We start from the raw sequence: 24813 nt of genomic DNA on the forward strand, positions 1-24813 counted from the left end.
AAATTTCCATTTAATCCATTCTGCTTTATCCAATTTCCAATTGCAACAAAATCACAGTCCATATGAAAAGAAAGGCTTTAAGGTTATCCCCTAAATGCCTTCCTCTTGCTTATTAATCCTTTACTCGTTTAAATGGCCACCAGTTTGCTTCCCCAAAATTCTTTACAAGAACAGGTATAAGCAATGGCAAGATGATAAATGCATATAGGAATAATCCAACTAATACAATGCTCGCTATCTGTAATAAAGATAACATTCCTGATGGCATCATCGCTGCAAATGTTCCCCCTAAGATGATAGCCGCAGAAATGATGACCGTTCCCATCTTCTTCATTGCTTCTAACATCGCATCTTTTATCGTTAAATTCTTATATTCATTAAATCGATCCATAAGGAAAATACTATAATCCACACCTAAAGCTACTAAAATAACAAATCCAAAGAATGGTACTGCCCAACTGATCCCAGAATAACCAAGCAGATTCACGTAGATTGCCTCATTTATTCCAAGTGTTGTATAGAATGTTAAAATTAACGATCCAATAATATAAGCTGGCATAATGATAGACCGGAATAAAAAGATTAAAACAATCGAAATCCCAATCATCATCCAAATAACAGTATTTGTGTAATCGGCATTGGACATAGTGCGAAGATCTGCATTGGTACTAGTAATACCAGAAACAGCAACTTCCGCATTTTCAAGCTTAGTTCCCTTTGTTACTTGATCAACCCTATCTTTTATCCTATCAATTTGATCAATTGCTTCATTTGAATATGGATTGTCGGAGAATACAACATCAAATGTCATGATTTTGCGACTAGGGGATAGGTACGTATCTAAAGCCCCTTTAAATTCATCACTCGCTAATACTTCATCTGGAATGTAGAAACTGTTTGTTTCGTTTTTAGATAATCCAGATAAATAATCCGTAGCAGAACCTAAGCCATCTGATACTTGATCTAATCCTTCAGCACTTTGTGATAATCCATCCGTTAATTGGCCAATCTGACCACCTATATTATTAAAGCCATCTAGTAATTGCTTTTGCCCATCATTAATACTACTTAATCCATTCGTTAATTTAGGCATATTGTTCACGATCTGCCCTTGACCATCTGCTAATTGGTCTAATCCCTTTTGCTGTTGGTCAATGCCATCTAGTAATTGCTGCAGTCCAGTCGAAATATTTGCTTGATTTTTTAATATTTCTGTATAGCCTGCATTCGCTTTACTTATGCCTGTTTGTAATTTAGCTAACTCTGTATTTAATTGATCGATACCAGCACTAATTACGGGTAATTGTTGTTGTGCTCCTAAAAATCCTGCTTTAATTCCTTTATATGCTGGGTTATCAGCTATTCCAGCATAAGTTCCTTCTAAGGAACTAAATGATTCTTTTGGGACTTTATTTAGGCCTTGTGCTAATTGCTCTAAACCTGAACTGATTTTTTGATATTCCCCTAGAATAGCGGATAGACCCTTCTCTGCCTCTTTATATCCAGCTTGTAATTTATTATGCTCATTCAACAGTGCTTCTGCCCCTGTTTTTGCCTGTTGTAATCCTGACTTTATTTGATCAGAACCAGCAGACCCTTGGCGAATGCCTTGTTCAATTTTTTCTAAATTAGTTTGAATTTCTCCCAAACCAGATTTCACATCATTTGTGCCTTTAATGAGCCCATTAATCCCATCTGCTGCATCATTCAACTGTGGTCCTGACTTTTGCAGTTCATCTCCGGCACTGTGAAGCCCCTTACTTATTTGATCAATTCCTTCTTTTCCTTGGCCCAAACCTTCTTCCAAGGATTTCGCTTGATTAGAAATATAAAGATCTTCAATGGAGTCTCCCATTGGTCTCGTTACAGACCGAACTTTATCGACTAAATCTACTTTAGCTAATTCATTTGTAATCGTATCTGCTAAAGATAAATACTCTATTGTATCTAATTCGTCATCATTTTTTAAAATAACCGTTGTTGTCATGGACTCTCCTGGTCCAAAGCTGTCCGCAATTGCATTAAATGCTTTTATCGATGAATAATCATCCCCAATTTCTTCTAAAGAATTAAAAGAAATATCACCATCATAAGTAACAAGGAATGGAATACAAATACATGCTACAACCAATAAAGATAGCAGCGGTCTTTTTATAGAGAAATTACCTGCTATTTCCCAAATTTTGCTGTCTCCATGCTCTGCCGACCCTTTAGATGGCCAAAATAATTTCTTCCCTAATAACAGCATAAAAATTGGTACAACCGTAAATAAGGCGATGAGTAAAATAGCTACCCCTACTGCTACGGCTGAGGCAGATTGGTAAAGCACAAATTTAGAAAATCCTATCGCGGCAAAACCAATCATTACTGCAACACCGCTAAAAAAGACCGTTCTTCCTGCATTTTTGTATGTTTCTACTATCGATTCCCAAATACTTTCCCGATGCATCATTTCCTCTTTAAACCTACTTAATAGTAGAATACAATAATCCGTCCCTATTCCAAAGAGAACAGCAACCAAGAAAATTTGAGTATACGTAGAAAGTGGGAAATTAAATTTATCTACTAGAATAGATACAATAGATTGGGACGCTAAGTATGTAAGTCCTACTGTAATTAAAGGAATAAATGGCGCAACTACCGATCTAAAAACAATTAACAATACAGCCAGAATGAAGACAACCGTGATTCCTTCTGTCTTCTTTAATCCCTCTTGAGAACTATTTACTAAATCCTGATCAATCATCCAGTTGCTGGTATAATAGTGATCCACATCGTATTTTTCAATTGTTTTATATAATGCGTCGCTAACCTCTTCCGCTTCTCTATCATTCCAACTAATAGTCAATGATGTGAGGATGGTTTTTCCATCATCTGAAACCAATTGGTCCTTTAATTCCTCCTTTTCAAACGAGGAAAGTATATCTGTAATTCCTAACTTATTCTTGTTGGCTTCTAATGCATCCACTGCTTTTTTCGCTTCCGCAATATCTTTTTCCGTCAACTTCTTATCATTATGAAAAACTAATGCCACTGTTGACTGTTCTCCTGCATTTTTCTGATTCTGAATCTCATCAAGAATTTTTCCAGCTTCAGAAGAAGAATACTCATCAGGAATGGTAATCTGCCCTTTTTCCTTCACTAAATCTCCCATATTTGGAGCTATTATAAATAAGCCGACTATAGCGATAATCCACGCTCCAAGGATAAACCATTTTCCTTTTAAAATAGCATTCAACTTTATTCCCCTCCAGCTTCTATTCTTTATTTCTCTTCAATTAATCTATCTAGCTTGGCATACGTGTCTATAAAGTTTTGAATTTCAGCTTGATCAAATTGTGAAATAACAGACACAATCACACTTTGAATTTTTTTCTCCATCTCGCCAAATATCACTTTTCCTGCTGAAGTTAAAGTTAAATAAATCACACGCCTATCCTTTTCATCTCTTGTTCTCTCAACCCATCCCTTTTCAACTAAGCGGTTAATGATCGGAGTAATGGCACTTTTTTTCACCCCAAATACAATCGCAAGCTCTGTAGATGTACATACTTCCACATTGTTGATATGGCGCATTGTAAAATGCTGTTCTGTTGTTAGAACATCTCCTATTTCTTGTCTAATTAACTGATCAAATTTACGATTAACAGAAAAATTTATACTTACATATCGATCAATAATCTGATTTATCTCTGCTCGATTAATAATATTCACCCCACATCTATTTAGTTAAAGGGTTTAACTATTAAACATTTTAACTTTATTTTTATTTTTATGTCAATACAAAATTTTCATGCCAAAAAAGAAATAACAATAGCACTAAGAATGCAATACTTCCTCCATTAATTGATTATGCTATAATAAGTAAAAAATTAATGGAGAATAAGAATATGTTTACAAATATCTCAATGAAAAATACACTTATGGAAAGTCTAGGAATCAATATTGTTGAAGTAAAAAATGGGGTATGCATTGCGACGATGCCAGTAGATGAACGAACAAAACAACCTTTCGGCTATCTACACGGCGGAGCTTCCGTAGCTTTAGCAGAAACTGCTGCAAGCATTGGGGCAGCTAGTCTAATTGATCCCAAAAAACAAGCGGTGTTTGGCCAAGAAATAAACGCAAACCATATTCGCTCGGTAAAAGAAGGTCTTGTAACCGCAACTGCTACAGTTATTCATCAAGGAAAATCCAGTATGGTTTACGAAATTAAATTAGCGAATGATAAAAAGGAATTAATATGCATCTCACGGTGTACGCTGGCAGTAATTTCTTTAGAGAAATAGGAGGAATTGGGAGGTGAAATTTCATTTTAGTTGATATTTGTGGGCGGTTGGCTGATTTCTCCTTGCCTTTGGCTGATATTTCGGCTCTTTGGCTGATATTTCAGGAGTTTGGCTGATTCTCTCTTCCTTTTGGCTGATATTTCGGCTCTTTGGCTGATTCCTCCCTCCTTTTGGCTGATATTTCGGGAGTTTGGCTGATTCTCTCTTCCTTTTGGCTGATATTTCGGGAGTTTGGCTGATTCTCTCTTCCTTTTGGCTGATATTTCGGCTCTTTGGCTGATTCCTCCCTCTCTTTGGCTGATTCCCCACTCCCTTTGGCTGATATTTCAGGAGTTTGGCTGATTCCTCCCTCCTTTTGGCTGATATTTCGGCTCTTTGGCTGATTCTCTCTTCCTTTTGGCTGATATTTCGGCTCTTTGGCTGATTCCTCCCTCTCTTTGGCTGATTCCCCACTCCCTTTGGCTGATATTTCAGGAGTTTGGCTGATTCCTCCCTCCTTTTGGCTGATATTTCGGCTCTTTGGCTGATTCTCTCTTCCTTTTGGCTGATATTTCGGCTCTTTGGCTGATTCCTCCCTCTCTTTGGCTGATTTCTTCAATTTTCTCCCCCCATTCAGCGCTTATTTTTCCAATCAACACAAAAAGTGCACGTAAAAATCAGCAAATTGATTTTTACGTGCACTTTTCTCTTATCTATATCTTATATACAAGTATACAATCTTGCTTCATACGGTTTCAATGAAATAGAAGTAGTTGGCTCATGTTCTTCAACTGGGTAATTTGCTAACAGTAGATTTTCATGCTCCAATTCGACGACACGATTTTCAAACACTGCCTCTTCTGCTGATAAATTAGAAATGATCACCATCTTCTTATCATCTAGGGTCCGAGTATAAGCAAAAACCTGTTTATTCTCTTCATCCACTAAATCAAAAGTTCCATATGTTAAAATTGGACCTGATTTTTTCAACTCTATCATCTTCTTATAAAAATGATAGATAGAATCTGGATCTTGCTTTTGACTTTCCACATTGATATCTAAATAGTTTGGATTCATTCCCATCCAAGGTGTATGATCAGAAAAACCAGCATATTCATCACTTGACCATTGCATTGGAGTTCTGGAATTATCACGGCTAGTAGACCAAATAATCTCCATTACTTCCTTATGACTAAATCCTTCTTCCCGTTTCAATTTATACAGGTTTTTCGTTGCCACGTCATCATATTCCTCTATCGTAGGAAATTGAACATTTGTCATTCCTATTTCTTGCCCTTGATAAATGAATGGAGTTCCTTGCATAAAGAAATACATCATTCCTAACGCCTTGGCGCTTTCTTTCCAATATTCCTTATCGTTTCCCCATGTAGAAACAGATCTTGCTTTGTCATGGTTTTCAATAAACAAAGCATTCCATCCCTTGTTTTCTAAACCCTTTTGCCATTTATTTAAAACCTGTTTCAATTCCATAACATCGACGCCATAATTTTTTTCGTTATCCCATAAGTCTAAATGTTCAAATTGGAAAACCATATTAAATTTCCCTTTTGTTTCTCCCACCCATAGCTCTGCTTCTTCCACCTTTACACCATTGGCTTCTCCGACCGTCATAATATCATATTTAGCAAATGTCTCATTCTTTAACTCCTCTAAAAATGGTTGAATTCCTTCTACATTCATATGCTTATCAAAAGATGGGACATAGTCTAAGCCTAGTGGATTATCCATATCTTTTAATCCTTCTTCTTTTTTAATATGACTGATGGCGTCAATTCGGAAACCGTCAATACCTTTGTCAAGCCACCAATTAATCATATTGTATAGAGCTTTTCTTACTTCTTCATTTTCCCAATTTAAATCTGGCTGTTTTGTTGAAAAAATATGCATAAAATATTGTCCAGTTGCCTCATCCAGTTTCCAAGCAGAGCCTCCAAATATACTTTCCCAGTTGTTCGGCTCCTTCCCATCTACTCCATCTCTCCAAATATACCAGTCTCTTTTCGGATTATTTAAGGAAGACCGAGATTCTACAAACCATTCATGCTCATCACTTGTATGATTAATTACTAAATCAATAATTAACTTCATGCCACGTTGATGTACTTCATATAGAAGCAAGTCAAAATCATCCATTGTTCCAAACTCATCCATAATATCTTGATAATCACTAATATCATAGCCATTATCATCATTTGGCGATTTATACATTGGACAAATCCAAATACAATCAATCCCAAGTTCTTTTAAATAATCTAATTTAGTTATAATTCCCTTTAAATCCCCTATTCCATCTCCATTTGAATCCATGAAACTTCTAGGATAAATCTGATAAGCTACTGCCTCTTTCCACCACTTTTGAGTCACTATAATTTCTCCCTTTCTACATCTAATTTCTGTTTTATTACCACATTAAAGGTTGTTTTATTCCGCTACTCGACAACAAGAGTTTCTTTCCACCATTTTCGCAGGTACGGTAATTCGCTTAGTTACAGCATTAGGATATTTAATATCATCTAGTAAGCATTTGGTTGCTTCAACACCAAGCTGAAAAATATTAATATCGACACTTGTTAAGGAAGGCTTCATATACTTACCAGTTGAAATATTATTAAATGCGACAATGGATAAATCTTCTGGAATAGATATGGAAAGTTCCTCTGCATAGCTAATTAATTCAATCGCAATAAAATCATCTGAGACAACAAACGCTGTCGGTCGACTCTCCAAATTCAAAATCTCCATAAGCTTCTCTTTTGTTCGATCCACTAATTCCTTATCATAAATAATTAATTCTTTTTGATAAGCAATTCCATTTTCCTTTAATGCTTGTTTAAAACCTTTCAAACGATCAATCGTAAAAACCATTTCCATATTGGCTCCAATAAAGGCAATTTTCTGGTGACCTAATTGAATTAAGTACTCGGTAATTTGTTTCGTAATAAACACATTATCATTATCCACAAATGTAATTCTTTCAGCATTTTGATAGGGTCTCCCAATAACAGTAAATGGAAATTTATTTAGTAAAAGATAATCCATAATTTTGTCATTCGTTTTACTATATAATAGAATAATGCCATCTACCCTTTTTCCCTGTACCATCTCGATTACTTCCTGCAATATTTCCTCTTCGGATGCCCCAGTTGTTAAATAAATGCCAAACTGACTTTTTCTTGCTTCCAAGCTGATACCTCTTAAAACTTCTGGAAAAAATGGATTTTCTAGCACTCTCTCTGTCGAGTGTGGCATGACAATTCCGATTGTTTTCGTACTCTTAACTACTAAGCTTCTTGCTTGAAGGTTCGGATGATATCCTAATTCCTCCATTGCTTCCCGGACTTTGCGCTTCGTTTCATCACTTATTTTCGGATGATTCGCCAGTACCCTTGAAACAGTGGATGGAGAAACATTTGCTAATTTACCAACATCTTTAATGGTTACTGCCATACTTTCCCCTCCGTTATTTTCAGCACTACAATGGTAAACGCTATCATTTTATATTAAAAAAATTGTTTTATCATTCACCTTTTGTGCAAACGATTGCACTAACATATGTAGAATATACCATAGGAAGAGCTTTATATCAATAAAAAATATTTAGATGACAGGATTTATATTCCCTTTTTTTACAGTATAGGCACAGAGAATCACTCTCTGTGCCTATGTTGTCACATATATTCTCATTCATTATTGACTCTCTAGAAAAAAATCAGTCAATTTATTATCCTAACATTATTTGTCTATCGATTCTAATTCCTTTATCATCGGAGGATTTTCAAGTACCGTATCCATATAATTTCGTCCCCAGCTATACATAGCATCTAAAATGGGCATAAGCGATTTCCCTTCATCTGTTAAGGAATATTCTACTTTTGGAGGGACAACTGGATAGACAACTCGTTTTACTATATAGTCATTTTCTAACTCACGCAATTGGTTGACAAGCATACGCTGTGTAATTCCGGGAATTAAAGCTTTTAGTTCACCAAATCGCTTTGTTCCTTCTTTACCCAAATGCCAAAGGATTAGCATTTTCCATTTTCCGCCTATTATGCTTAAGGTTAGTTCTTTCTCACAATTAAATTCTTTGCCTGCCATTCGTTCCATCATCATTCCTCTTTCCTTAAATGATACTTAGTATACTTTTAGACACTATATAAAAAAAAAGTGCGTACTTACTTAAATGGATTATAAAACGTATAATAACGGTTGTACAGAAATTAGACATATTTCAGTCTTCTTTGTGCAAGATAAAACGAAAAAAAGAAAAGGAGCTAATCAAAATGAAATTACAATTAGCATTAGATTTAGTTAATATACCACAAGCAATCGAGGTTGTTTCTCAGGTTGAACAATATGTTGATATCGTTGAGATTGGTACACCTGTAGTAATAAATGAAGGTCTTCACGCTGTTAAGCAATTAAAAGAAGCTTTTCCTAATTTGTCTGTATTAGCAGACTTGAAAATTATGGATGCAGCTGGTTATGAAGTAAGCCAAGCGGTTAATGCTGGTGCTGACCTTGTCACTATTTTAGCTGTTGCTGAAGACGAATCCATTAAAGGTGCTGTTGCTGAAGCGAAAAAGCTTGGCAAAGAAATTCTTGTCGATATGATCGCTGTTAAAGATATTAAAACACGCGCACAACAACTTGATGAGTTTGGTGTTGATTACATTTGTGTTCATACTGGATATGACTTACAAGCAGTTGGTAAAAACTCTTTTGAAGATTTAAAAGCAATTAAGAGTGTTGTCAAAAATGCTAAAACTGCAGTTGCAGGTGGCATTAAACTAGAAACATTGCCAGAAGTGATTGCTGCTCAACCAGATTTAGTTATAGTTGGCGGAGGAATTACTAGCCAAGAGAACTTAAGTGAAGCTGCATCTAAATTTAAAGAACTAATTGCTCAAGGATAAGTAAATGAAAACAAGCGATTATCTTGACCAAGTCATTCAAGAATTAACGGAGGCAGGAGCACTTATTGCAAATGAGGACTTAGAAAAGCTTGTCGAACGTATTCTTCAATCAAAAAAAGTTTTCGTTTATGGAGCTGGCCGTTCTGGGTTTATGCTTAAATCATTTGCGATGCGAATGATGCACATGGGAATTGATGCTTACGTTGTTGGAGAAACGGTTACTGCTACTTATGAAAAGGATGATCTTCTCATTGTAGGAACCGGTTCTGGTGAAACAAAAAGTATTATAACCATCGTAGAAAAAGCAAAAAGTATTGGTGGAAATATTATAGCCCTAACTATTTCTCCTGATTCTACTATTGGGAAGCTGGTTGATCAAGTTATTAAAATGCCTGGTTCACCAAAAGATCGAGAAAATAATGAAGCGAAAAGTATTCAGCCAATGGGTTCCTTATTCGAACAGTTACTCCTTATCGTCTTGGATAGTGTAATTTTAAAATACATGGAAATAAAAGAATTAGATTCCAGTAAAATGTATGGGAAGCATGCTAATTTAGAATAGATTTTTCTAAAAAAAGAAAAGGATAGATAAAGCATCCTTCATATGCTAAATCTATCCTTTTTCTTTTACTAATCAGAACCTCCACCACAGCTTGAACAGGAGCTATCAGAGGAGCAAGAGCTGTCTGATGAACAGAATACCGATCCAGTTCCACAGCTTGTGCAGCTTGCTGAACTATCACTACTCATTTTCATATAACTGGAAAATTCTGCGTAATGAAAATAAGATACAGATAAATAAGGAACAAGCATGGAATTGAATTTTTGTTCCCTTTTACTTTTTTTCATTTTGTCATAGATGGTACTTTTTTGATAATCTCTAACCTTCTTTACCGATTTTTTCATAGCGGTAATCAGCGCATAAATAGTAGTATGATATTTCGTATCCGTTTTAAAATATCGATTAAATAATTCGTCTTCAGATAAGTTTTTAAAGTCTTCGATAATAGTTGGATGAACAGGATATCGAAAAAATCCCTTATATAAATAGATATTCTCTTTTCTTATAAGAAAAAGTTCTGCATAAACCCAATCAAAAAATCCTCGTAAATCAGGATTAGATTTCCCTTTTACATTAGGACTGTGATGGAGAGTTGAGCCTAAGTATTTATGGGAGAAATCCTTATATTCTCGGGTAAACATGAGCATCTGATGCCATAATTCATCAACTTTCACACTAAACATAGGAGATTCTTTTAAAAGAGAGGTTAAAACAAAATATCGTTTTAAATCAAGTAAGCGCCATTCATACTCATTTTCTCTTAACTTGTTCTCTCTCCTTACTCGTTCTTCTACATTTTCCATATAACTTCTAGTAAGAGATTGTTCTAGGTCATCACTTAGTTTTTTTAATCCTTTAATTGGCTGAATCTCTAATACTTTAGGAGATGCACCAAATTTAAAGGTGAGTCTTGTGCGCAAAAATAGAATAATCCAAATCATAATAACGGTAAGTAGAAGCAGCCATGCCATCTCATCTCTCCCCTTCCAATTAACGGCATTATCTAATTTATAAAGATTAAATTAGAGATTAATAATACGAATTTTATTATGTAAAGTTCCGCCTTTACATTTTTTTAATATTTTATTAATATTAAAACATTTAACTAGAAGCTTATAAAAAATACACCACTAATGGCTAAGTGGTGTACGCATAAAATAATATGTGTAAATTCTTAATTCCCTTGTTATGGGAATTAAGAATTGGTATAATCACTCTATTCTTTTAGCATAAATAATATAACGCTGCGGTGCATTGCCAACAAAGCGAAATGGATAGCATGTTGTCAGGATAAGTTCTTCTTGTGTATCATCTAGTGTAATAATTGATTGATCATCGGCCTCGACTATTTTAGTGGCAGTGATTTGATAAGAGAATTCTCCATATGGTAAAACAATTTTAAGCTCGTCGCCTATTTCTAATTCTCCTGCTCTCCTAAAGACCGTATCACGATGGCCCGATAAGACGATTTGTCCATTTTCATCTGGATAGAAGCTGCCTTTATAATGTCCAACCCCTTTTTCCAAATCATCTGGATCTGTTCCTTCTACAATTGGTAATTCCCCATCAATTTTGTCGATCTTTAATAGTCCAACAGCATCTCCAATAGATGGGACAAAACGTTTACTTTCTTTATCCACCCACTTTTCATTCCCTTTGTTAATGGCTGCCTTAGCTTCGGATAAAGAATTCTTAGTTTGCGCTTTCGTATCCATAATATTCCAAACGCCATATCCAATAAAAAGTACTCCACCTAATATAAGCAGGAGGGATAACCATCTAGTCCACTTCATATCATCCTATGCCTTTCTTTTATAGTTTATTAAAACAACTATTTCTTATTACGAACAATACTATTGCTACTTTGATTAAATTGTAAGCTATTGTTACAGTATCTGGCAATAGCTTTCCTTCTCTACTATTGTATAAATGGTAATTACTAATAATAAAGATAACTTAATCATGTGAAATTTATATTAGTCAATTGTAAATTTATCAATTGAAATAGAGAATTTCGTAATCTATTAATGTCTATTAAAAAAAGGACCACATGTAAATGAACGATGTGATCCAATACTATCTTTATTTAGAAACAGCTATCGCTTCTGCTATATTTGCAGCGTGATCTCCTACTCTTTCTAGATTGCTAATGATATCGACAAAAACAATTCCTGCATCCCCACTACATTTTCGTTCATTCAAGCGACTGATATGCTTTTTTCGATATCTTTTCTCCATTTTATCAATCTCTTCTTCATTCGTAATAGCTTTTTTAGCAAGCTCCTTATCATTTGCAAAAAAGCTTTCATATGAAGTTTTTAGCGTTTCCACTGTAAAATCATACATTTCTTCTAATTCTACTTTTGCATCTGCTGAAAATTCTACTTTTTTATTGATTTTATACTCTACAAGCTCTACGATATTTTCCATATGATCCCCGATTCTTTCAATATCTCTAATAGAATCAACTAAAATAGAAAATTCTTCACTTTCATGAGGTGTAAGAGCTTTAGATGAAAGTTCGACTAAATATTTGGTAATTTCTTTATCTAAATTATTTATCCCTTGTTCGTATTGCAGTGCTTTTTCTTTATATTTCTTTTCTCCAGTCTGCAAATATTTAAATGTTTCTTCTAAACCTTTTATCGAGAATTCCTTCATTCTCTCTAGCTCTTCCTTTGCTTGTCCTAAAGCAATCGAAGGAGAATGCTCAATAAATGTTGTATTTAAGTGCTGAGGCTTCGTAATAATTGCTCCATCGTCTCCAGGAATTAACTTTGTCACAAGCCAAGCTAGTGCAAAGATAAAAGGAAATTGAATAATTGTATTGGATACATTGAATATCCCATGCGCAAAGGCAATTGTCATTGGTTCATTTAATCCAAGAACACCCTGTAAATACGAAATAAAATGCGTAAATGGCACCAAAATTATTACAAATATCACTGTCCCAATAATGTTAAAGAGTACATGCACCATCGCCGCTCTTTTTGCAGCTATAGAAGCACCAATGGCAGCAAGAATTGCTGTAATTGTTGTTCCGATATTATCTCCAAATAATACTGGTAAAGAGGCTTTCAGCGATATAGCATCGGTTGCAAATAACTCTTGTAAAATTCCAATAGTGGCACTAGAACTTTGAACAATTAATGTTAAGACTGTTCCAACTACTACTCCTAAAATTGGATTGTTACTCATATTTACTGTTAATTCATGAAATGCTTCTAAAGAACGTAACGGCTTCATGCCTGTACTCATTAATTCTAATCCATAAAACAATGCTCCAAAACCAAATACAACTTGTCCTAATGAAGTAATTTTTGTATTTTTAAAGAAGAATAAAAGAACAGCACCCGCTGCAATAATTGGTAAGGCATATGCTCCAATATCAATTCCAATAATAAAAGCCGTAACCGTCGTACCTATATTTGCCCCCATAATAACCCCAATGGCTTGGCGTAAGGTCATGAAGCCAGCACTTACTAATCCTACCGTTATGGCTGTTGTTCCTGAGCTGGACTGAATTAAGACCGTTACAAAAATCCCAGCCAATACTCCCATAAACGGGTTTGTCGTAAACCGGTCTAAAATTTCTTGAAGACGATCACCTGCAGCATTCTGCAAACCATCTCCCATATATTTAATACCAAAAAGAAATACCCCTAACCCTCCAAGAAACTGGAAGATCATCTCTTGATAATTTATTTCCAAATGTTTGTCCCCCCCTAAATCCTTATACTGTTAAGACAGATACCAAGTTATCATAACAACACTCGACAAGAATTTACACTATCCTTGAATATTATTTACATGAAATTAATATCGTTTACGAAAAATTTACATTTAATTTTTAAAAGAATAATTGACATTTTTTACTTTGTTTAAAACACAGAGAAAGCGTTTAATATATAAATCCATAAAAAATTCGGTTTTTATCCAATTCCTCTTGAAATGTTTTATGTTAAGATAGTAATGTTTTTCCTTATAGATTTCAGGAAAGAATTATCTTGCAAGGAGCGTAATACCATGATTGATAAATTAAAACCAATTCCCTCTTTATCTTCTAATTCCGTATTCTTAGCCGCTTTATTGGGAATGGTTGGCGGCTTTTTAGATGCGTATACTTTTATTAGCAGGGACGGCGTATTCGCCAATGCGCAAACAGGGAATATTGTTTTGTTTGCAGTGAACGCAGCAACTGGCGAATGGAGAGAATCCCTTCATTATATTCCCCCATTAATAGCTTTTGTTTTAGGAGTGCTAGTCTCAGAAATTGTGAAGATTCCTTCTTTAAGAGAGATCTTATACAGCTATAGACGGTCGATTCTAATATTGGAATGTATTGTTTTAATTATCGTCGGCTTCTTGCCGGCATCTGTACCAAACATTATTGTGACAACAAGTATTTCCTTTGTATCATCCTTACAAATATCTACTTTTAATAAACTCGATAAATGGGCCTATAATTCTACAATGACTACAGGTAATTTACGAACTGCGACGCAAGCCGCTTATGCTGCTTTTATCAAGCAAAGTCAAGAGGCAAGAACCCAATTTAAAGAGTTTTCCCTTATAATCGGCTCTTTTATTTTCGGAGCGTTACTAGGAACATTTACAACCTCTCAATTTGGCACTAAAGCTATCTGGATATCTGCCATCATTTTAATTATTGCATTAGTTCTCTATCATAAAGATAAAGGATATATTCGTAAGCGTTGTGCAAAATAATTAATGTGAAATAAAAGGAGAAAGGCTGATTATTGGCAGCCTTTCTCCTTTTTATTTGCTATTCATAAGGCTATATAGTTCTTCCCATCTTCTTTCCAGCCCTTCCTTTTCCGATAAAAATTGTGCTAAGCTCTCCCATTCCGTCTCTGTTTCTATTCTTCTCTCTACTTCTGATATCTCCTTCTCCAATTCTTCCAGTTCATTTGCCAAATCCACTAGATTAACGGCTGATTCGGTTCTTTGGCTTTTCTTAATCGGCTGCATCTTTTTTTTCGATGTTATTGTTTCGTCTATATGCACTTGTGTCCTTTTCCTTTCCTGTGACTTTTCTCGTGCATACGTATAATTTCCTTCATAGCATTGAATCTCTTGTGACTCAATCCAATAAATCTTCTGAAAAAGCTTATTTAAAAAATAGCGATCATGGGAAACAGCCAGTATAGTACCATCAAAATTCTCAAGAGCGTCTTCCAATACTTCACGAGAATCAATATCTAAATGATTCGTTGGTTCATCTAAAACAAGCAGATTAATTTCTTGATGCATCAGCTGGGCTAATCGTAGCCTCATTCTTTCTCCGCCACTTAAATTGGCAGTCTTTCGAAAAACAGAATATCCATAAAAGAGAAATTGCGCTAAAATATGTCGTGCCTCCCCTTCTGTCACAGATACTGCATTTCGAAAAGCCTCGATAACTGTTTCTCCTTCCATTTCTGTTAAGGTATGCTGAGAAAGATAACCGATTTTAACATTACTTCCAATCTTGATTTCTCCTTCATCTGCCTTGATTTGCTGAAGAATCATTTTTAATAAAGTTGATTTCCCTGTACCATTCTCTCCAATAATAGCTGCCCTATCCTTGTAGTTAATCTTTATCTGTACATCTTTAAATAGGATTTGCCCTCCAAAACTTTTTGAAACATTGCGAAGTTGAATTACGTCCTTCCCACTTCGATCACTTGATTCCATTTCAAAATTCATTTTCTTTCTATTAATAATTGGGCGGGCTAATTTTTCCATCCTCTCTAAAGCCCGTTCCATGTTTCGCGCACGCTTATGAAGTCCTTCATTAGGCGGGTTGGCACGATTGGCCCATTCGCGCAAGCGTTTAATCGCTTCCCTCATTTTCTTGATTTTCTTTTGCTGTTCCTCGTATGCTTGAAATTCTCTTAAAAGCCTTTCTTCCTTTTCCTTCGTAAAATTAGTGAAATTAGTATGATAGGTCGTTACTTCTCCATCCTCTAAATCGATAACTTTTTGAATTACTTCATCTAAAAAGTAGCGATCATGTGAAATAAGTAAAATGGTTCCACTATAATCTTGAAGAAACCTTCCTAGCCACTCCACTGCCATTAAATCTAAATGGTTTGTCGGCTCATCTAATAAAAGGAAATCTGGTTCTTCCAGAAGAATCATGGCTAAACCAATTTTAGTTCGTTCTCCTCCACTTAAATCTCCATATTTTTTGTTTACTAAATGCTGAATATTTAACCCGTTTACAATCTTTTCAATCTTGGCATCCATCTCATACCCGCCAGCATTTGTAAAAAATTCTTGCAGTTTTCCATACTCCTCGATTAAAAGCTGTAATTGGCTTGGAGAGTTGTCCTTCGCCATTTCCTGCTCCATCTGTTTCATCTTCTCTTCGATGATAACTAGATTTGAAAATGCTTGCTTTAAAACATCTTTTGCCATCCATTCTGGTTTAAATTCTGGTATTTGTTCTAAATACCCAATTTTCATGCCTTTTTTCCAATGTATTTGCCCAGCATCTGGTGTTTCCTTCCCAGCTAGAAGCCTAAACAAGGTTGTCTTGCCACTTCCGTTTCTGCCAACAAGACCTACTTTTTCCTTATCCTTGATCTCTATAGAAATATCTTCAAATATCGTGTTTCCTCCATACATTTTCGCTATCTTATTTACGCTGCAAATAATCATTTTACCGCTCTCCTTTGTTATGATTATCTCTTTTCCCAACCTCTAAACGGACGATTCCAGTCCATTTAAAGCAACACAAAAAGCCATGGAAAAACAATTTCTCCATGACTTATCTGCTATAGAAAAGACCTATCCTCTTTTCTATCCATATAACCTGCTACATCTATGGCTATAAAAAATTTCCATGTACTTTTCTAAAGACTTCTGATTTTCGAAAATCCATGCAAAAAGGAGCGCATGAAAATGCACTCCTTTTACCGTCCATATAGATGTGGGTAAGAGATGTTTTCACCGTTTTAATTTGCTATTTAGTTGTTTAAAAAAGGGCACACTTATCCCGTTAACAACTACAATCGCAAATTTCGCACGGTTAATATAGAGACTTTCCATCATATAACCTTGCACTAAAACGGTTGAACTTAACATCCTTTCCCACCTCTTTTCTTTGTATGATAAATTTATTATACCTTTATCAGACATACTTCACAAGAAAAATCAGTAAACTTCGAATCAAAATAATATTCACTAATTTATCAAGTATCTTTCTATCGAAGATGCCTTCTTGTTAAAAGGAAAAGCAGTCGATATAATAATATGAAAACAACGTTGTTATTTTTATTTATGAATGAATCGGAGGGGTGAAGATGAGTGTCACCATTAAAGATATAGCTAAAAGCGCGGGAGTAAGCTATTCCACTGTTTCAAAGGCACTTCGCGATAGTCCATTAGTAAAAAAACCTACGAAGGATCTCATTATGGCAGTTGCTAAGGAATTAGGTTACCAACCCAATATTGCAGCAAGAAGCCTCGTTTCCAAAAAATCTTTTACTATTGGTGTTGTTTGGCCTACCATTGAACAAACCGTTCTCTCAAAGCTTATTACAACTATTAACAAGGAATTGGAGGAGCTTTCTTATACAACATTGATATCTATAAATGAAGTAGAGTCTGCTTTAAAAATCTTCAGCCGCTATCAAGTAGATGCCATACTAGCATTTGATACTAGTCAATCCATTGTTTCTTCTCATTCAGCTGTTCCTATTGTTATGCATGGACTAGCAAATAAGCAAACGCCTTATCCTGTTATTGATGTAAATCGCCAAAAAGCAACTTATCATGCGGTACAATATCTTCATAAGATTGGTCATCATTATATTAGCTATATTGGAGATGTAGAAAGTGATGAACTGCAAAAAGAAAAGGTCAAGGGTTTTGAAGAGGCGATTTTAGAGTTAGAATTACCGACTTTTTCTTTTCAAAAAATACGAGTGAATAATTTTGATCAATATGACGGTTATGAGGCTGCTAAGCAATTACTTACTTTACCTAAACGGCCAACTGCCATTCTTACAGGAAGTTATGATCTTGCGCGCGGTGCTCTTCAAGCTATTTCTGAATCTAAACTATCCATACCAAATGATATTTCTATTATTAGTTATGATAACTTTCCAGCACTAGAGCATTTTGATATGCCCTTATCGACAGTCGGAGTTCCATTAGACAAAATTAGTAAAAAAACGATTGAAATATTGATGAAAGTGATTAATGACGAAGAAGTAGAAACTAAAATTTTTATGGAACCAGAATTAAAAATTACAAATTCCTGCACAAATTATCCTAGATAAAAAGAGGAGACTTCTATGAAATTAGAAATTTCCTCTTACAAACTATCACTTTATCTAAAATCTCACCAATGAATCTAGTTTTACCGGCATGCCAGTTTTTATAGAAATATTTCCGGCAATTCCTGTTAAGATAGATTTCACGCCGTCAATATGGGTGGCGGCACGATGAAACCGATCCTCGATTGGTTCCCCAAAAATGTCTCGAAGTAAAACAGGATCTCCACCGCCATGCCCCCCTTCCCCCTCATTAATCTCTACCTCATAAGGCTTTCCTAGCATTGGATGAACAGTTATACTCATGGAGGATAGCGCCCCTTCCTCCTCTTTATTCCCACCAGAATTAACATACGATTTTTCGATTACTTTCATTTCAATTCTTCCTTTTGTTCCATTAAAGGCAACATTAAACCCTTCCCATGGGGCATAAGCATGTAAAGAGTACGTAAGAATTGCTTTGTTTTTAAACTTAGCTATTAATCCTAATGTGTCTTCGGTGCTAATGCCATCTCCAAACACACTTTGATCTCGCTGATACCCATCTTCTTTTTCGGCATTCAGATACATTTCCTTTAAGTGTTCATTTTTCTCTAAGTGTAAGGCAAAATGATCCGATATTGCATATTTACTGCCATAAGCTCTTTGATAAAACTTAGTTTCCCCACGTTTCTCCGCATTTTCTCTTCCATAAAACATCAAGTCCCCCATTGCTAAAACAGTATCTGGATAGGACTGCAGCCAGAAATTAACAAGATCAAAATGATGGGTTGATTTATGAACAAGCAAGCCGCCACTATTCCGTTTATCTCGATGCCATCTTCTAAAATAATCTGCTCCATGCTCTGTATTCAGTAGCCATTCAAAATGTACAGCATGCACATCTCCAATTACTCCATCTTCAATTAATTCTCTAATTTTGGTATTATGGGGAGCATAGCGATAGTTAAAAGTTACTCGTAGTTTTCTATTTGTACGTTTCACTGCATCTAAAATAGACTGTGCCTTTTCTTCATCAATCGTCAATGGCTTTTCTGTAATAACGTCACATCCCAATTCCATCGCCTTTATAATATATGTATGATGGGTGCGATCCATTGTTGTAACAATGCAGTAATCTGGGGTTTGGTCTTTCAGCATTTGTTCAAATTGATCTGCTGTATATGTTGGTACCTTTTTATAATTATACTTTGATTCTAATAGATGGTTGGCATAAGCCATTCTCGTTTGATTTAAATCACAAAAACCTACTAAATCGGCCGTATCTCGAAAATCCCGCGCTATTGCTCCATAAAAAAATTCTGCCCGTCCACCTGTACCAACTAATGCATATGTTTTCTTCTTCATGATTTTTCCTCCTTATTGTTTAACCATTTTGCTTATTGCCTAACATAAACTAAATGAACTCTTTTTTGTTTTTAGCCACATCAATAATCATCAGAAACTTTGCATATACGGAACACACACAAAGAAAACGATTACATTTTATAGATAAATAATGAAGCTATCTGATGTGCACCATCTACAATTGAGGATATCAAAAAATAGAGAGAATAACCAAAATAACAACGTTGTTATTTTGATTATAAAGGAACTATCCCTAAATATCAATCTTCTAAAAGTATCCTTTTGTCATATCCTTAAAAAAATACAACATAGTTAAATTGCTAGCTCCTAATACTACTTGGTTATTAGGAGCTATAATCATCATATTTAGGACTTTATTATTTTGTAGCTATATGCCGGAATTTTATATGTTCCCTCCTCTAACTTTTTCTTACTTTCCCATTCCCAACTATTTTCTGGTACGGTTATTTCACCAGTTCCTCCATCCATATTTATCGCAAACCAGTAGGTGGCATTCCCTCCAACTCTCGGGATAAGAACCGTTCCAGGAGTGGCTTTTATTTCCCTTTTAATAGCTGCTGTTTCTGCATAATGTTGAATTAATGCCTCAAGCATTTCTTCTCCTGATTTGCCAAGTGGCAAACTGCCAAGCATGACTATTTTCCCTTTGCCCCTTTTAGTCTCTTTGATAAATGCCCTTCCAGCACCAAGTCCTTCTTTGATTAAGCCAATATTTCCTCCTTTATCAGTATTAAAAATTGTGCTCCATAAGCCTAACTCTGCCGTGATTCCAAACGCTTCCCCTATTGTATTCGTTCCATCTAATGGATTTGTAAATAAAGCCTCCGTACCTGCTGCCTTTTCGAGCTCGCCAAGTGCACAATTCGTATGGATAGTATGTTCACCCGTACGTCCTCCGGTAAGGGGGCCGACAATCCATATTCCTCCTTTTTCAACAAATGTTTCAGCTCTTTTTATATATTCTGTTGAAAGATAAGGAATAAATGGGGTAAACAATATTTTATAATCGTCTAAGTCTGTTTTTTCCATAATCAAGTCACGTTGAATCCCTAAAGAAAGGAAGCGTTCATAAAAACTCGTTAACATCTGTTTATATTGAACTCCATTAAATGGCTCTGTTTGAAAATAGGCTTTAGCCCGGTCCGAATAGCAAATCGCCACCTCTGCTTGCTTTGGCTTCGTCCGAAGCAGAAGCGGTTCTAATTCTTTTCGAATTCGTTCTACTTCTAATACATTTTTATAACCAATTGTTGGTTTTCCCCAAGCACTAATAACAGAACTATGAGAAATCTCACAACCGCTTCGCTGTTGCCTCCAAAGCCAGTAGCAAAAACCTTCAGCTCCTGCAGCATAAGCATATGCTGCTTCTGCCTGCAAATAACCATCTAAATGTGGGTTTGCATATCTTTCCAGTGAGGCACTAAAAGAAGTACTTGTTTCCATCAGCCAAAATGGTCTATCTTTCTTTATATTTCTATACAAATCACACAGCATCATAAAGGAACTAGCATTTTCCTGGACCGCATATGTATCAAAAGAGGCAAAATCTAGAGTTTCAAACAACAATGCTTGATCCAGATCAAAAAAGACTGTTGCATTATGTGTAATAGGCGCATTTGAATGTTGACGAATAATAGCTGCTTGCTCTGTTGCAAACTCTGCTATTTTCTCATGTGTGAATAATTTATACATTGTTGATAAAGATGCGTTATGCAAGAAAGGTGTTTGTTTAGGCTGTGGAATTTGTTCAAATGTTTGATAGTATTGGCTCCATATTTGTGTGCCCCATGCTACATTTAAATTTTCAATCGTTTCATACTTTTGTTTTAGCCAACGATGCCATTCAGATTTACAAGTATCACAAAAGCACTCTCCAACATGACATTTAAATTCGTTATCTAACTGCCAGGCAATGATACCAGGCAACTCTCCTAACTCCTTTGCCAGTGTCTCCGTAATAATGGCTGCCTTTTCACGAAAATAGCCATTATTTGTACAAACGTGCTGCCTTGCTCCATGGCTCATAATAGTACCATTTTTATCTACATGCATACGTTCTGGATGTTGATAGGACATCCAAATTGGTGGTGTTGCAGTCGGTGTGCAGAGGATAGTATCAATACCATTATCTTTCAATTTCTTAATCACTTCTTTCAAAAAAGATACATTCACATTTCCTTCTTCTTTCTCGATAAAGGACCAAATAAATTCACCTATACGCACCACATTAATTCCTACTTCTTTCATTAGTTGGATGTCTTCTTCTATAATTTTTTGATCCCATAGCTCAGGATAGAAAGCCGCACCATGATATAGCTTTTGCAAATTTATTTCCTCCTCTTTATAACTGTCTGCTAACAATAAGTGTATAAAAATTCGGATAGACATAAAATAGCTAATGACTGTCCATATGGCATCGTAGTCATCGGAATTTGGCGATAAAATTCCAGTGTTTCTCCCATTCCAGTTCCTACTGATACTTTTTGTAAAGCACCTTGTTCATTTATTTCTTGGATAATTGCCTGTACTGCCTTTAAAGCAATCTCTTTATATTCCGAGCCAATGTACCTTTTGTGAACTGCTTTCAATATTCCGTACGCAAAGCCAGCCGTGGCGGATGCCTCTAAATAGGAGGATCGGTCGGTAATCAAGGTATGCCACATACCTGTTTCATGTTGATATTCTTTTAATGTCTCTATCTGCCTAGTTAGTGTCTCTAATAAATATTCACGAAAGAAATCTCCCTTTGGCAGTTCAAGCAAATCGATTATTTCAGGAATAGCAATGGTAATCCAGCAATTACCTCGTGCCCATAGAGCCTCTGCAAAATGGTGATCCTCCTCAAACGTCCAGCCATGGAACCATAATCCTGTTTTTCGATCACAAAGATATTTTGTATGAATAAGAAACTGCTTTTTCGCTTCTTCTATATACATTTGGTTACGAAGCAGTTTTCCAATTTTTGCAAGAGGTAAAACAGTCATCATTAGTGTATCATCCCATAGCTGATTTTTATTTTCAGGTCCATAGGTCATGTGCTGAAGTCCATCTTCTTTTGTCCTTGGCATTTCATATAGCACCCAGTCAGCCCACTTCTCTAAATAAGGTAAATACGTTTGATCCCTTGTATCTTCATAGAGGTATGCCAAGGTAAGCAGAGGCGCCATCGTATTGACATTTTTAGGTGGAACTCCCTCTTTTAATCTTCGGTAATACCATTCTGTGATTATTTGCTTTGCCTTTTGATCATTCGATATTTTCCAATAATTATAGATTCCATATAAGCCTACACCCTGTGGCCAATTCCATACTTCCCAGCTTTTATCATCCACCACAACTCCATCAAAATGTAGTAAGTACTCACCTGTTTGATCTTTAATACTCGCTAAATTCTCCATCAACTTTTCTATCGAACCAACCACTTTTTGTTTTTCTAACAAAAGTCCTGTATCAACCATCTCTTTCCCTCCATGTAAAGAATAAAGAAAATGTTCAGTTATAAAGATTTCTTTTCCCAGTGCTATTTCAAGCCACTTGTACTGATACCTTCCACAATATACTTTTGGAATAAGAAAAATATCAAAATAACTGGTAATAATGAGACAACAGACATGGCAAACATTGCTCCCCAATTTGATGCTGATTCTGTATCTAAAAATAATTTTAAAGCTAGGGAAACTGGATATAATTCTGCTTTATTTAAATATAAAACCGGATTGATTAAATCTTCCCATTTCCAATAAAACGAAAAAATAGCAGAGGTAGCTAACGCCGGTGTTATCAAAGGTAATATGATGCGAAAGAAGATACTAAAGCGGCCGCATCCATCTATTCTAGCTGCTTCATCTAACTCTACAGGGATGGTACGAATAAACTGGACAATTAAAAAGATGAAAAAGGCATGCCCAAAAAACTGTGGAACAACGATTGGTTTAAAACTATTTATCCAGCCTATTTTGGCAAAGATGATATATTGAGGAATCATTAATACTTCGTGTGGAAGCATCATCGTCACCATCATGCATGCAAACCAAAAGCTTTTGCCTTTAAACTGAATTCTCGCGAATCCATAAGCGATTAGCGCAGACGAAACTACCGCGCCAATGGTGGAAAGTCCAACAATAATCAAAGAGTTTTTAATAAAAGTACCAAAGGACTGTCCAGCAATTCCCTGCCATCCATCTGCATAGTTGGTCCAAATAAATTTTTCCGGAATAAGCGAATGAGCAGTAACAAAGATAGAAGAACTTTCTTTAAAGGAGCTCACAATTAACCATATGACAGGATAGAGCATGATAATAGCAATGATGCTAGTAATCAGATGAAAAAGTATTTTTTTCGGTCTGATTTTTTTCCTTTTCTTTTCTATTGTTGGCCTGATGTCTGGTTCGATAACATTATTTGTTGCTTGTTTAATTGTCTCCACCTTTATTAATCCTCCTTTGACTCGTAATAAACCCATAAGGATGATGTTTTAAATAGAATGAGTGTGGTGAGACCTACGATAATCAACATTACCCAGGCCATGGCAGATGCATATCCCATTTGGAAAAAGTTAAATGCTTTTTGGAATAAATAAAGCGGGTATAGTAAAGTACCATCTAAAGGACCACCCTCCCCTTTTGAAATAATATAAGCTGGTGTAAAAGTCATAAAGGCAGATATTGTTTGCATGACTAAATTAAAGAAAATAATGGGGCTTAAGAGTGGTAATGTGATTTTGAAAAATTTGCGAATGGCATTTGCGCCATCTACACTTGCCGCTTCATAGTATGTTGGCGGAATATTTTTTAGCCCTGCCAGGAAGATAAGCATGGAAGAACCAAACTGCCATACAGCAAGTAGAATCAATGTCCATAACGCGCTTGTAGGATCTTGATACCACAGAATTTTCTTATCAATCCCCATAAAGAACAATAACGCATTGATTACTCCTTCGTTTCCAAAAATATTACGCCACATAATCGCAACTGCCACACTACCTCCGATAATCGATGGAAGATAAAAAAGTACGCGGTAAATCCCTATTCCTTTCATGTTTTGGTTTAAAAGCATCGCTACAAATAAAGCAAACATTAAACGAAGAGGAACGCCTGCAAGTACATAATAAAAAGTAACACTTAATGATTTCCAAAACTTTTCATCTCCAAAGAACATTTCTTTATAATTACCAAGCCCTATCCATGTCGGGGTTGTAAATAAATCATAATTAGTAAAGGATAAGTATAAGGAAATAAGCATCGGCACAACGGTAAATGTCGTAAATCCAATAATAAATGGTGATATAAAAGTGTATCCGGATAAATTATCTTTTAATGCACGTGATTTCATTTCGAATCCAACTCCTTTCTAATCAGAAATAAAGCACGAATCATTCAAAATAGAACTTTTCG

Annotated in this window: 21 protein-coding genes; 5 read left to right on the top strand and 16 right to left on the bottom strand. The window is 35.5% G+C overall.

Features of this window, described 5'->3' with window-relative positions:
- Window positions 1–112: 112 nt before the first annotated feature.
- Together NST77_RS14935 and NST77_RS14940 are read right to left on the bottom strand one after the other, a co-directional pair.
- Window positions 113–3238 (bottom strand): MMPL family transporter, encoded by a 3126-nt coding sequence (locus tag NST77_RS14935; RefSeq protein ID WP_095330455.1) that lies wholly within the window; start codon window positions 3236–3238, stop codon window positions 113–115.
- A 26-nt stretch (window positions 3239–3264) separates the two neighbouring features.
- A complete protein-coding gene (locus NST77_RS14940) occupies window positions 3265–3714 on the bottom strand; it encodes a MarR family winged helix-turn-helix transcriptional regulator (RefSeq protein WP_095330454.1) in 450 nt (149 codons plus the stop codon).
- A 176-nt stretch (window positions 3715–3890) separates the two neighbouring features.
- Between NST77_RS14940 and NST77_RS14945 the strand changes: the two genes are divergently transcribed.
- The gene (locus tag NST77_RS14945) at window positions 3891–4289 is read left to right on the top strand and encodes a hotdog fold thioesterase (RefSeq protein ID WP_171509903.1); all 399 of its coding nucleotides are present in this window, start codon (window positions 3891–3893) and stop codon (window positions 4287–4289) included.
- A 100-nt stretch (window positions 4290–4389) separates the two neighbouring features.
- On the opposite strand, the gene NST77_RS14950 is transcribed toward NST77_RS14945, so the two are convergent.
- The 4 genes from NST77_RS14950 to NST77_RS14965 all read right to left on the bottom strand — a co-directional run bounded on the left by NST77_RS14950 (window position 4390) and on the right by NST77_RS14965 (window position 8396).
- The gene (locus NST77_RS14950) at window positions 4390–4887 is read right to left on the bottom strand and encodes a hypothetical protein (protein WP_341123153.1); all 498 of its coding nucleotides are present in this window, start codon (window positions 4885–4887) and stop codon (window positions 4390–4392) included.
- A gap of 101 nt (window positions 4888–4988) precedes the next feature.
- Window positions 4989–6653 (bottom strand): glycoside hydrolase family 13 protein, encoded by a 1665-nt coding sequence (locus NST77_RS14955; protein ID WP_341123154.1) that lies wholly within the window; start codon window positions 6651–6653, stop codon window positions 4989–4991.
- A gap of 57 nt (window positions 6654–6710) precedes the next feature.
- Window positions 6711–7736: a LacI family DNA-binding transcriptional regulator gene (locus NST77_RS14960; protein WP_123258168.1), complete on the bottom strand. Its 1026-nt coding sequence runs from the start codon at window positions 7734–7736 to the stop codon at window positions 6711–6713.
- Between the two features lie 285 nt (window positions 7737–8021).
- On the bottom strand, window positions 8022–8396 hold the full coding sequence (locus NST77_RS14965; protein ID WP_095330446.1) for a winged helix-turn-helix transcriptional regulator: 375 nt from the start codon (window positions 8394–8396) through the stop codon (window positions 8022–8024).
- A 176-nt stretch (window positions 8397–8572) separates the two neighbouring features.
- Here NST77_RS14965 and hxlA point away from each other — a divergent pair, with 176 nt between their 5' ends.
- Complete coding sequence (hxlA, locus tag NST77_RS14970) at window positions 8573–9205, top strand: 3-hexulose-6-phosphate synthase (protein ID WP_123258169.1); 633 nt, start codon at window positions 8573–8575, stop codon at window positions 9203–9205.
- 4 nt (window positions 9206–9209) lie between these two features.
- Entirely contained in the window at window positions 9210–9767 is a 558-nt protein-coding gene (gene hxlB / locus NST77_RS14975) for a 6-phospho-3-hexuloisomerase (RefSeq protein WP_341123156.1), read from the top strand.
- Window positions 9768–9835: 68 nt separating this feature from the next.
- On the opposite strand, the gene NST77_RS14980 is transcribed toward hxlB, so the two are convergent.
- The 3 genes from NST77_RS14980 to NST77_RS14990 all read right to left on the bottom strand — a co-directional run bounded on the left by NST77_RS14980 (window position 9836) and on the right by NST77_RS14990 (window position 13478).
- Window positions 9836–10738 (bottom strand): hypothetical protein, encoded by a 903-nt coding sequence (locus NST77_RS14980; protein ID WP_095330443.1) that lies wholly within the window; start codon window positions 10736–10738, stop codon window positions 9836–9838.
- 240 nt (window positions 10739–10978) lie between these two features.
- The gene (locus NST77_RS14985; protein ID WP_095330442.1) at window positions 10979–11560 is read right to left on the bottom strand and encodes a class D sortase; all 582 of its coding nucleotides are present in this window, start codon (window positions 11558–11560) and stop codon (window positions 10979–10981) included.
- Window positions 11561–11849: 289 nt separating this feature from the next.
- Entirely contained in the window at window positions 11850–13478 is a 1629-nt protein-coding gene (locus NST77_RS14990) for a Na/Pi cotransporter family protein (protein ID WP_341123157.1), read from the bottom strand.
- Between the two features lie 315 nt (window positions 13479–13793).
- On the opposite strand from NST77_RS14990, the gene NST77_RS14995 reads away from it, so the two are divergent.
- Window positions 13794–14495 carry a YoaK family protein gene (locus NST77_RS14995; protein ID WP_095330441.1) on the top strand — a complete coding sequence of 234 codons (702 nt, stop codon included), beginning with the start codon at window positions 13794–13796 and terminating at the stop codon, window positions 14493–14495.
- Window positions 14496–14546: 51 nt separating this feature from the next.
- On the opposite strand, the gene abc-f is transcribed toward NST77_RS14995, so the two are convergent.
- Window positions 14547–16433 carry a ribosomal protection-like ABC-F family protein gene (abc-f, locus tag NST77_RS15000; protein WP_163187827.1) on the bottom strand — a complete coding sequence of 629 codons (1887 nt, stop codon included), beginning with the start codon at window positions 16431–16433 and terminating at the stop codon, window positions 14547–14549.
- 288 nt (window positions 16434–16721) lie between these two features.
- Window positions 16722–16859, bottom strand: a complete 138-nt coding sequence (locus NST77_RS15005) for an RAxF-45 family protein (protein ID WP_164463690.1) — start codon at window positions 16857–16859, stop codon at window positions 16722–16724.
- A 218-nt stretch (window positions 16860–17077) separates the two neighbouring features.
- On the opposite strand from NST77_RS15005, the gene NST77_RS15010 reads away from it, so the two are divergent.
- Entirely contained in the window at window positions 17078–18058 is a 981-nt protein-coding gene (locus tag NST77_RS15010) for a LacI family DNA-binding transcriptional regulator (protein ID WP_095330439.1), read from the top strand.
- A 54-nt stretch (window positions 18059–18112) separates the two neighbouring features.
- Here NST77_RS15010 and NST77_RS15015 read toward each other — a convergent pair whose 3' ends face one another.
- The 5 genes from NST77_RS15015 to NST77_RS15035 all read right to left on the bottom strand — a co-directional run bounded on the left by NST77_RS15015 (window position 18113) and on the right by NST77_RS15035 (window position 24751).
- Entirely contained in the window at window positions 18113–19399 is a 1287-nt protein-coding gene (locus NST77_RS15015; protein ID WP_123258172.1) for a Gfo/Idh/MocA family oxidoreductase, read from the bottom strand.
- A gap of 366 nt (window positions 19400–19765) precedes the next feature.
- Window positions 19766–21745: a beta-galactosidase gene (locus tag NST77_RS15020; protein ID WP_164464108.1), complete on the bottom strand. Its 1980-nt coding sequence runs from the start codon at window positions 21743–21745 to the stop codon at window positions 19766–19768.
- A 29-nt stretch (window positions 21746–21774) separates the two neighbouring features.
- On the bottom strand, window positions 21775–22878 hold the full coding sequence (gene bglB, locus NST77_RS15025; RefSeq protein ID WP_123258174.1) for a beta-galactosidase BglB: 1104 nt from the start codon (window positions 22876–22878) through the stop codon (window positions 21775–21777).
- A 62-nt stretch (window positions 22879–22940) separates the two neighbouring features.
- Complete coding sequence (locus NST77_RS15030) at window positions 22941–23813, bottom strand: carbohydrate ABC transporter permease (protein WP_235850283.1); 873 nt, start codon at window positions 23811–23813, stop codon at window positions 22941–22943.
- Between the two features lie 38 nt (window positions 23814–23851).
- On the bottom strand, window positions 23852–24751 hold the full coding sequence (locus NST77_RS15035; RefSeq protein WP_341123161.1) for a carbohydrate ABC transporter permease: 900 nt from the start codon (window positions 24749–24751) through the stop codon (window positions 23852–23854).
- Window positions 24752–24813: the final 62 nt, after the last annotated feature.

It is taken from the genome of Niallia sp. FSL W8-0177, from assembly GCF_038006285.1.
GTDB lineage: Bacteria > Bacillota > Bacilli > Bacillales > Cytobacillaceae > Niallia > Niallia circulans_A.

Excerpts from the sequence above, each read along its gene's own strand:
- NST77_RS14945 (WP_171509903.1), top strand. The coding sequence starts at position 3,891 with ATGTTTACAAATATCTCAATGAAAAATACACTTATGGAAAGTCTAGGA.
- NST77_RS14960 (WP_123258168.1), bottom strand. The coding sequence starts at position 7,736 with ATGGCAGTAACCATTAAAGATGTTGGTAAATTAGCAAATGTTTCTCCA.
- NST77_RS14965 (WP_095330446.1), bottom strand. The coding sequence starts at position 8,396 with ATGGAACGAATGGCAGGCAAAGAATTTAATTGTGAGAAAGAACTAACC.
- hxlA (WP_123258169.1), top strand. The coding sequence starts at position 8,573 with ATGAAATTACAATTAGCATTAGATTTAGTTAATATACCACAAGCAATC.
- hxlB (WP_341123156.1), top strand. The coding sequence starts at position 9,210 with ATGAAAACAAGCGATTATCTTGACCAAGTCATTCAAGAATTAACGGAG.
- NST77_RS14980 (WP_095330443.1), bottom strand. The coding sequence starts at position 10,738 with ATGGCATGGCTGCTTCTACTTACCGTTATTATGATTTGGATTATTCTA.
- NST77_RS14985 (WP_095330442.1), bottom strand. The coding sequence starts at position 11,560 with ATGAAGTGGACTAGATGGTTATCCCTCCTGCTTATATTAGGTGGAGTA.
- NST77_RS14995 (WP_095330441.1), top strand. The coding sequence starts at position 13,794 with ATGATTGATAAATTAAAACCAATTCCCTCTTTATCTTCTAATTCCGTA.
- abc-f (WP_163187827.1), bottom strand. The coding sequence starts at position 16,433 with ATGATTATTTGCAGCGTAAATAAGATAGCGAAAATGTATGGAGGAAAC.
- NST77_RS15005 (WP_164463690.1), bottom strand. The coding sequence starts at position 16,859 with ATGTTAAGTTCAACCGTTTTAGTGCAAGGTTATATGATGGAAAGTCTC.
- NST77_RS15010 (WP_095330439.1), top strand. The coding sequence starts at position 17,078 with ATGAGTGTCACCATTAAAGATATAGCTAAAAGCGCGGGAGTAAGCTAT.
- NST77_RS15015 (WP_123258172.1), bottom strand. The coding sequence starts at position 19,399 with ATGAAGAAGAAAACATATGCATTAGTTGGTACAGGTGGACGGGCAGAA.
- bglB (WP_123258174.1), bottom strand. The coding sequence starts at position 22,878 with ATGGTTGATACAGGACTTTTGTTAGAAAAACAAAAAGTGGTTGGTTCG.
- NST77_RS15035 (WP_341123161.1), bottom strand. The coding sequence starts at position 24,751 with ATGAAATCACGTGCATTAAAAGATAATTTATCCGGATACACTTTTATA.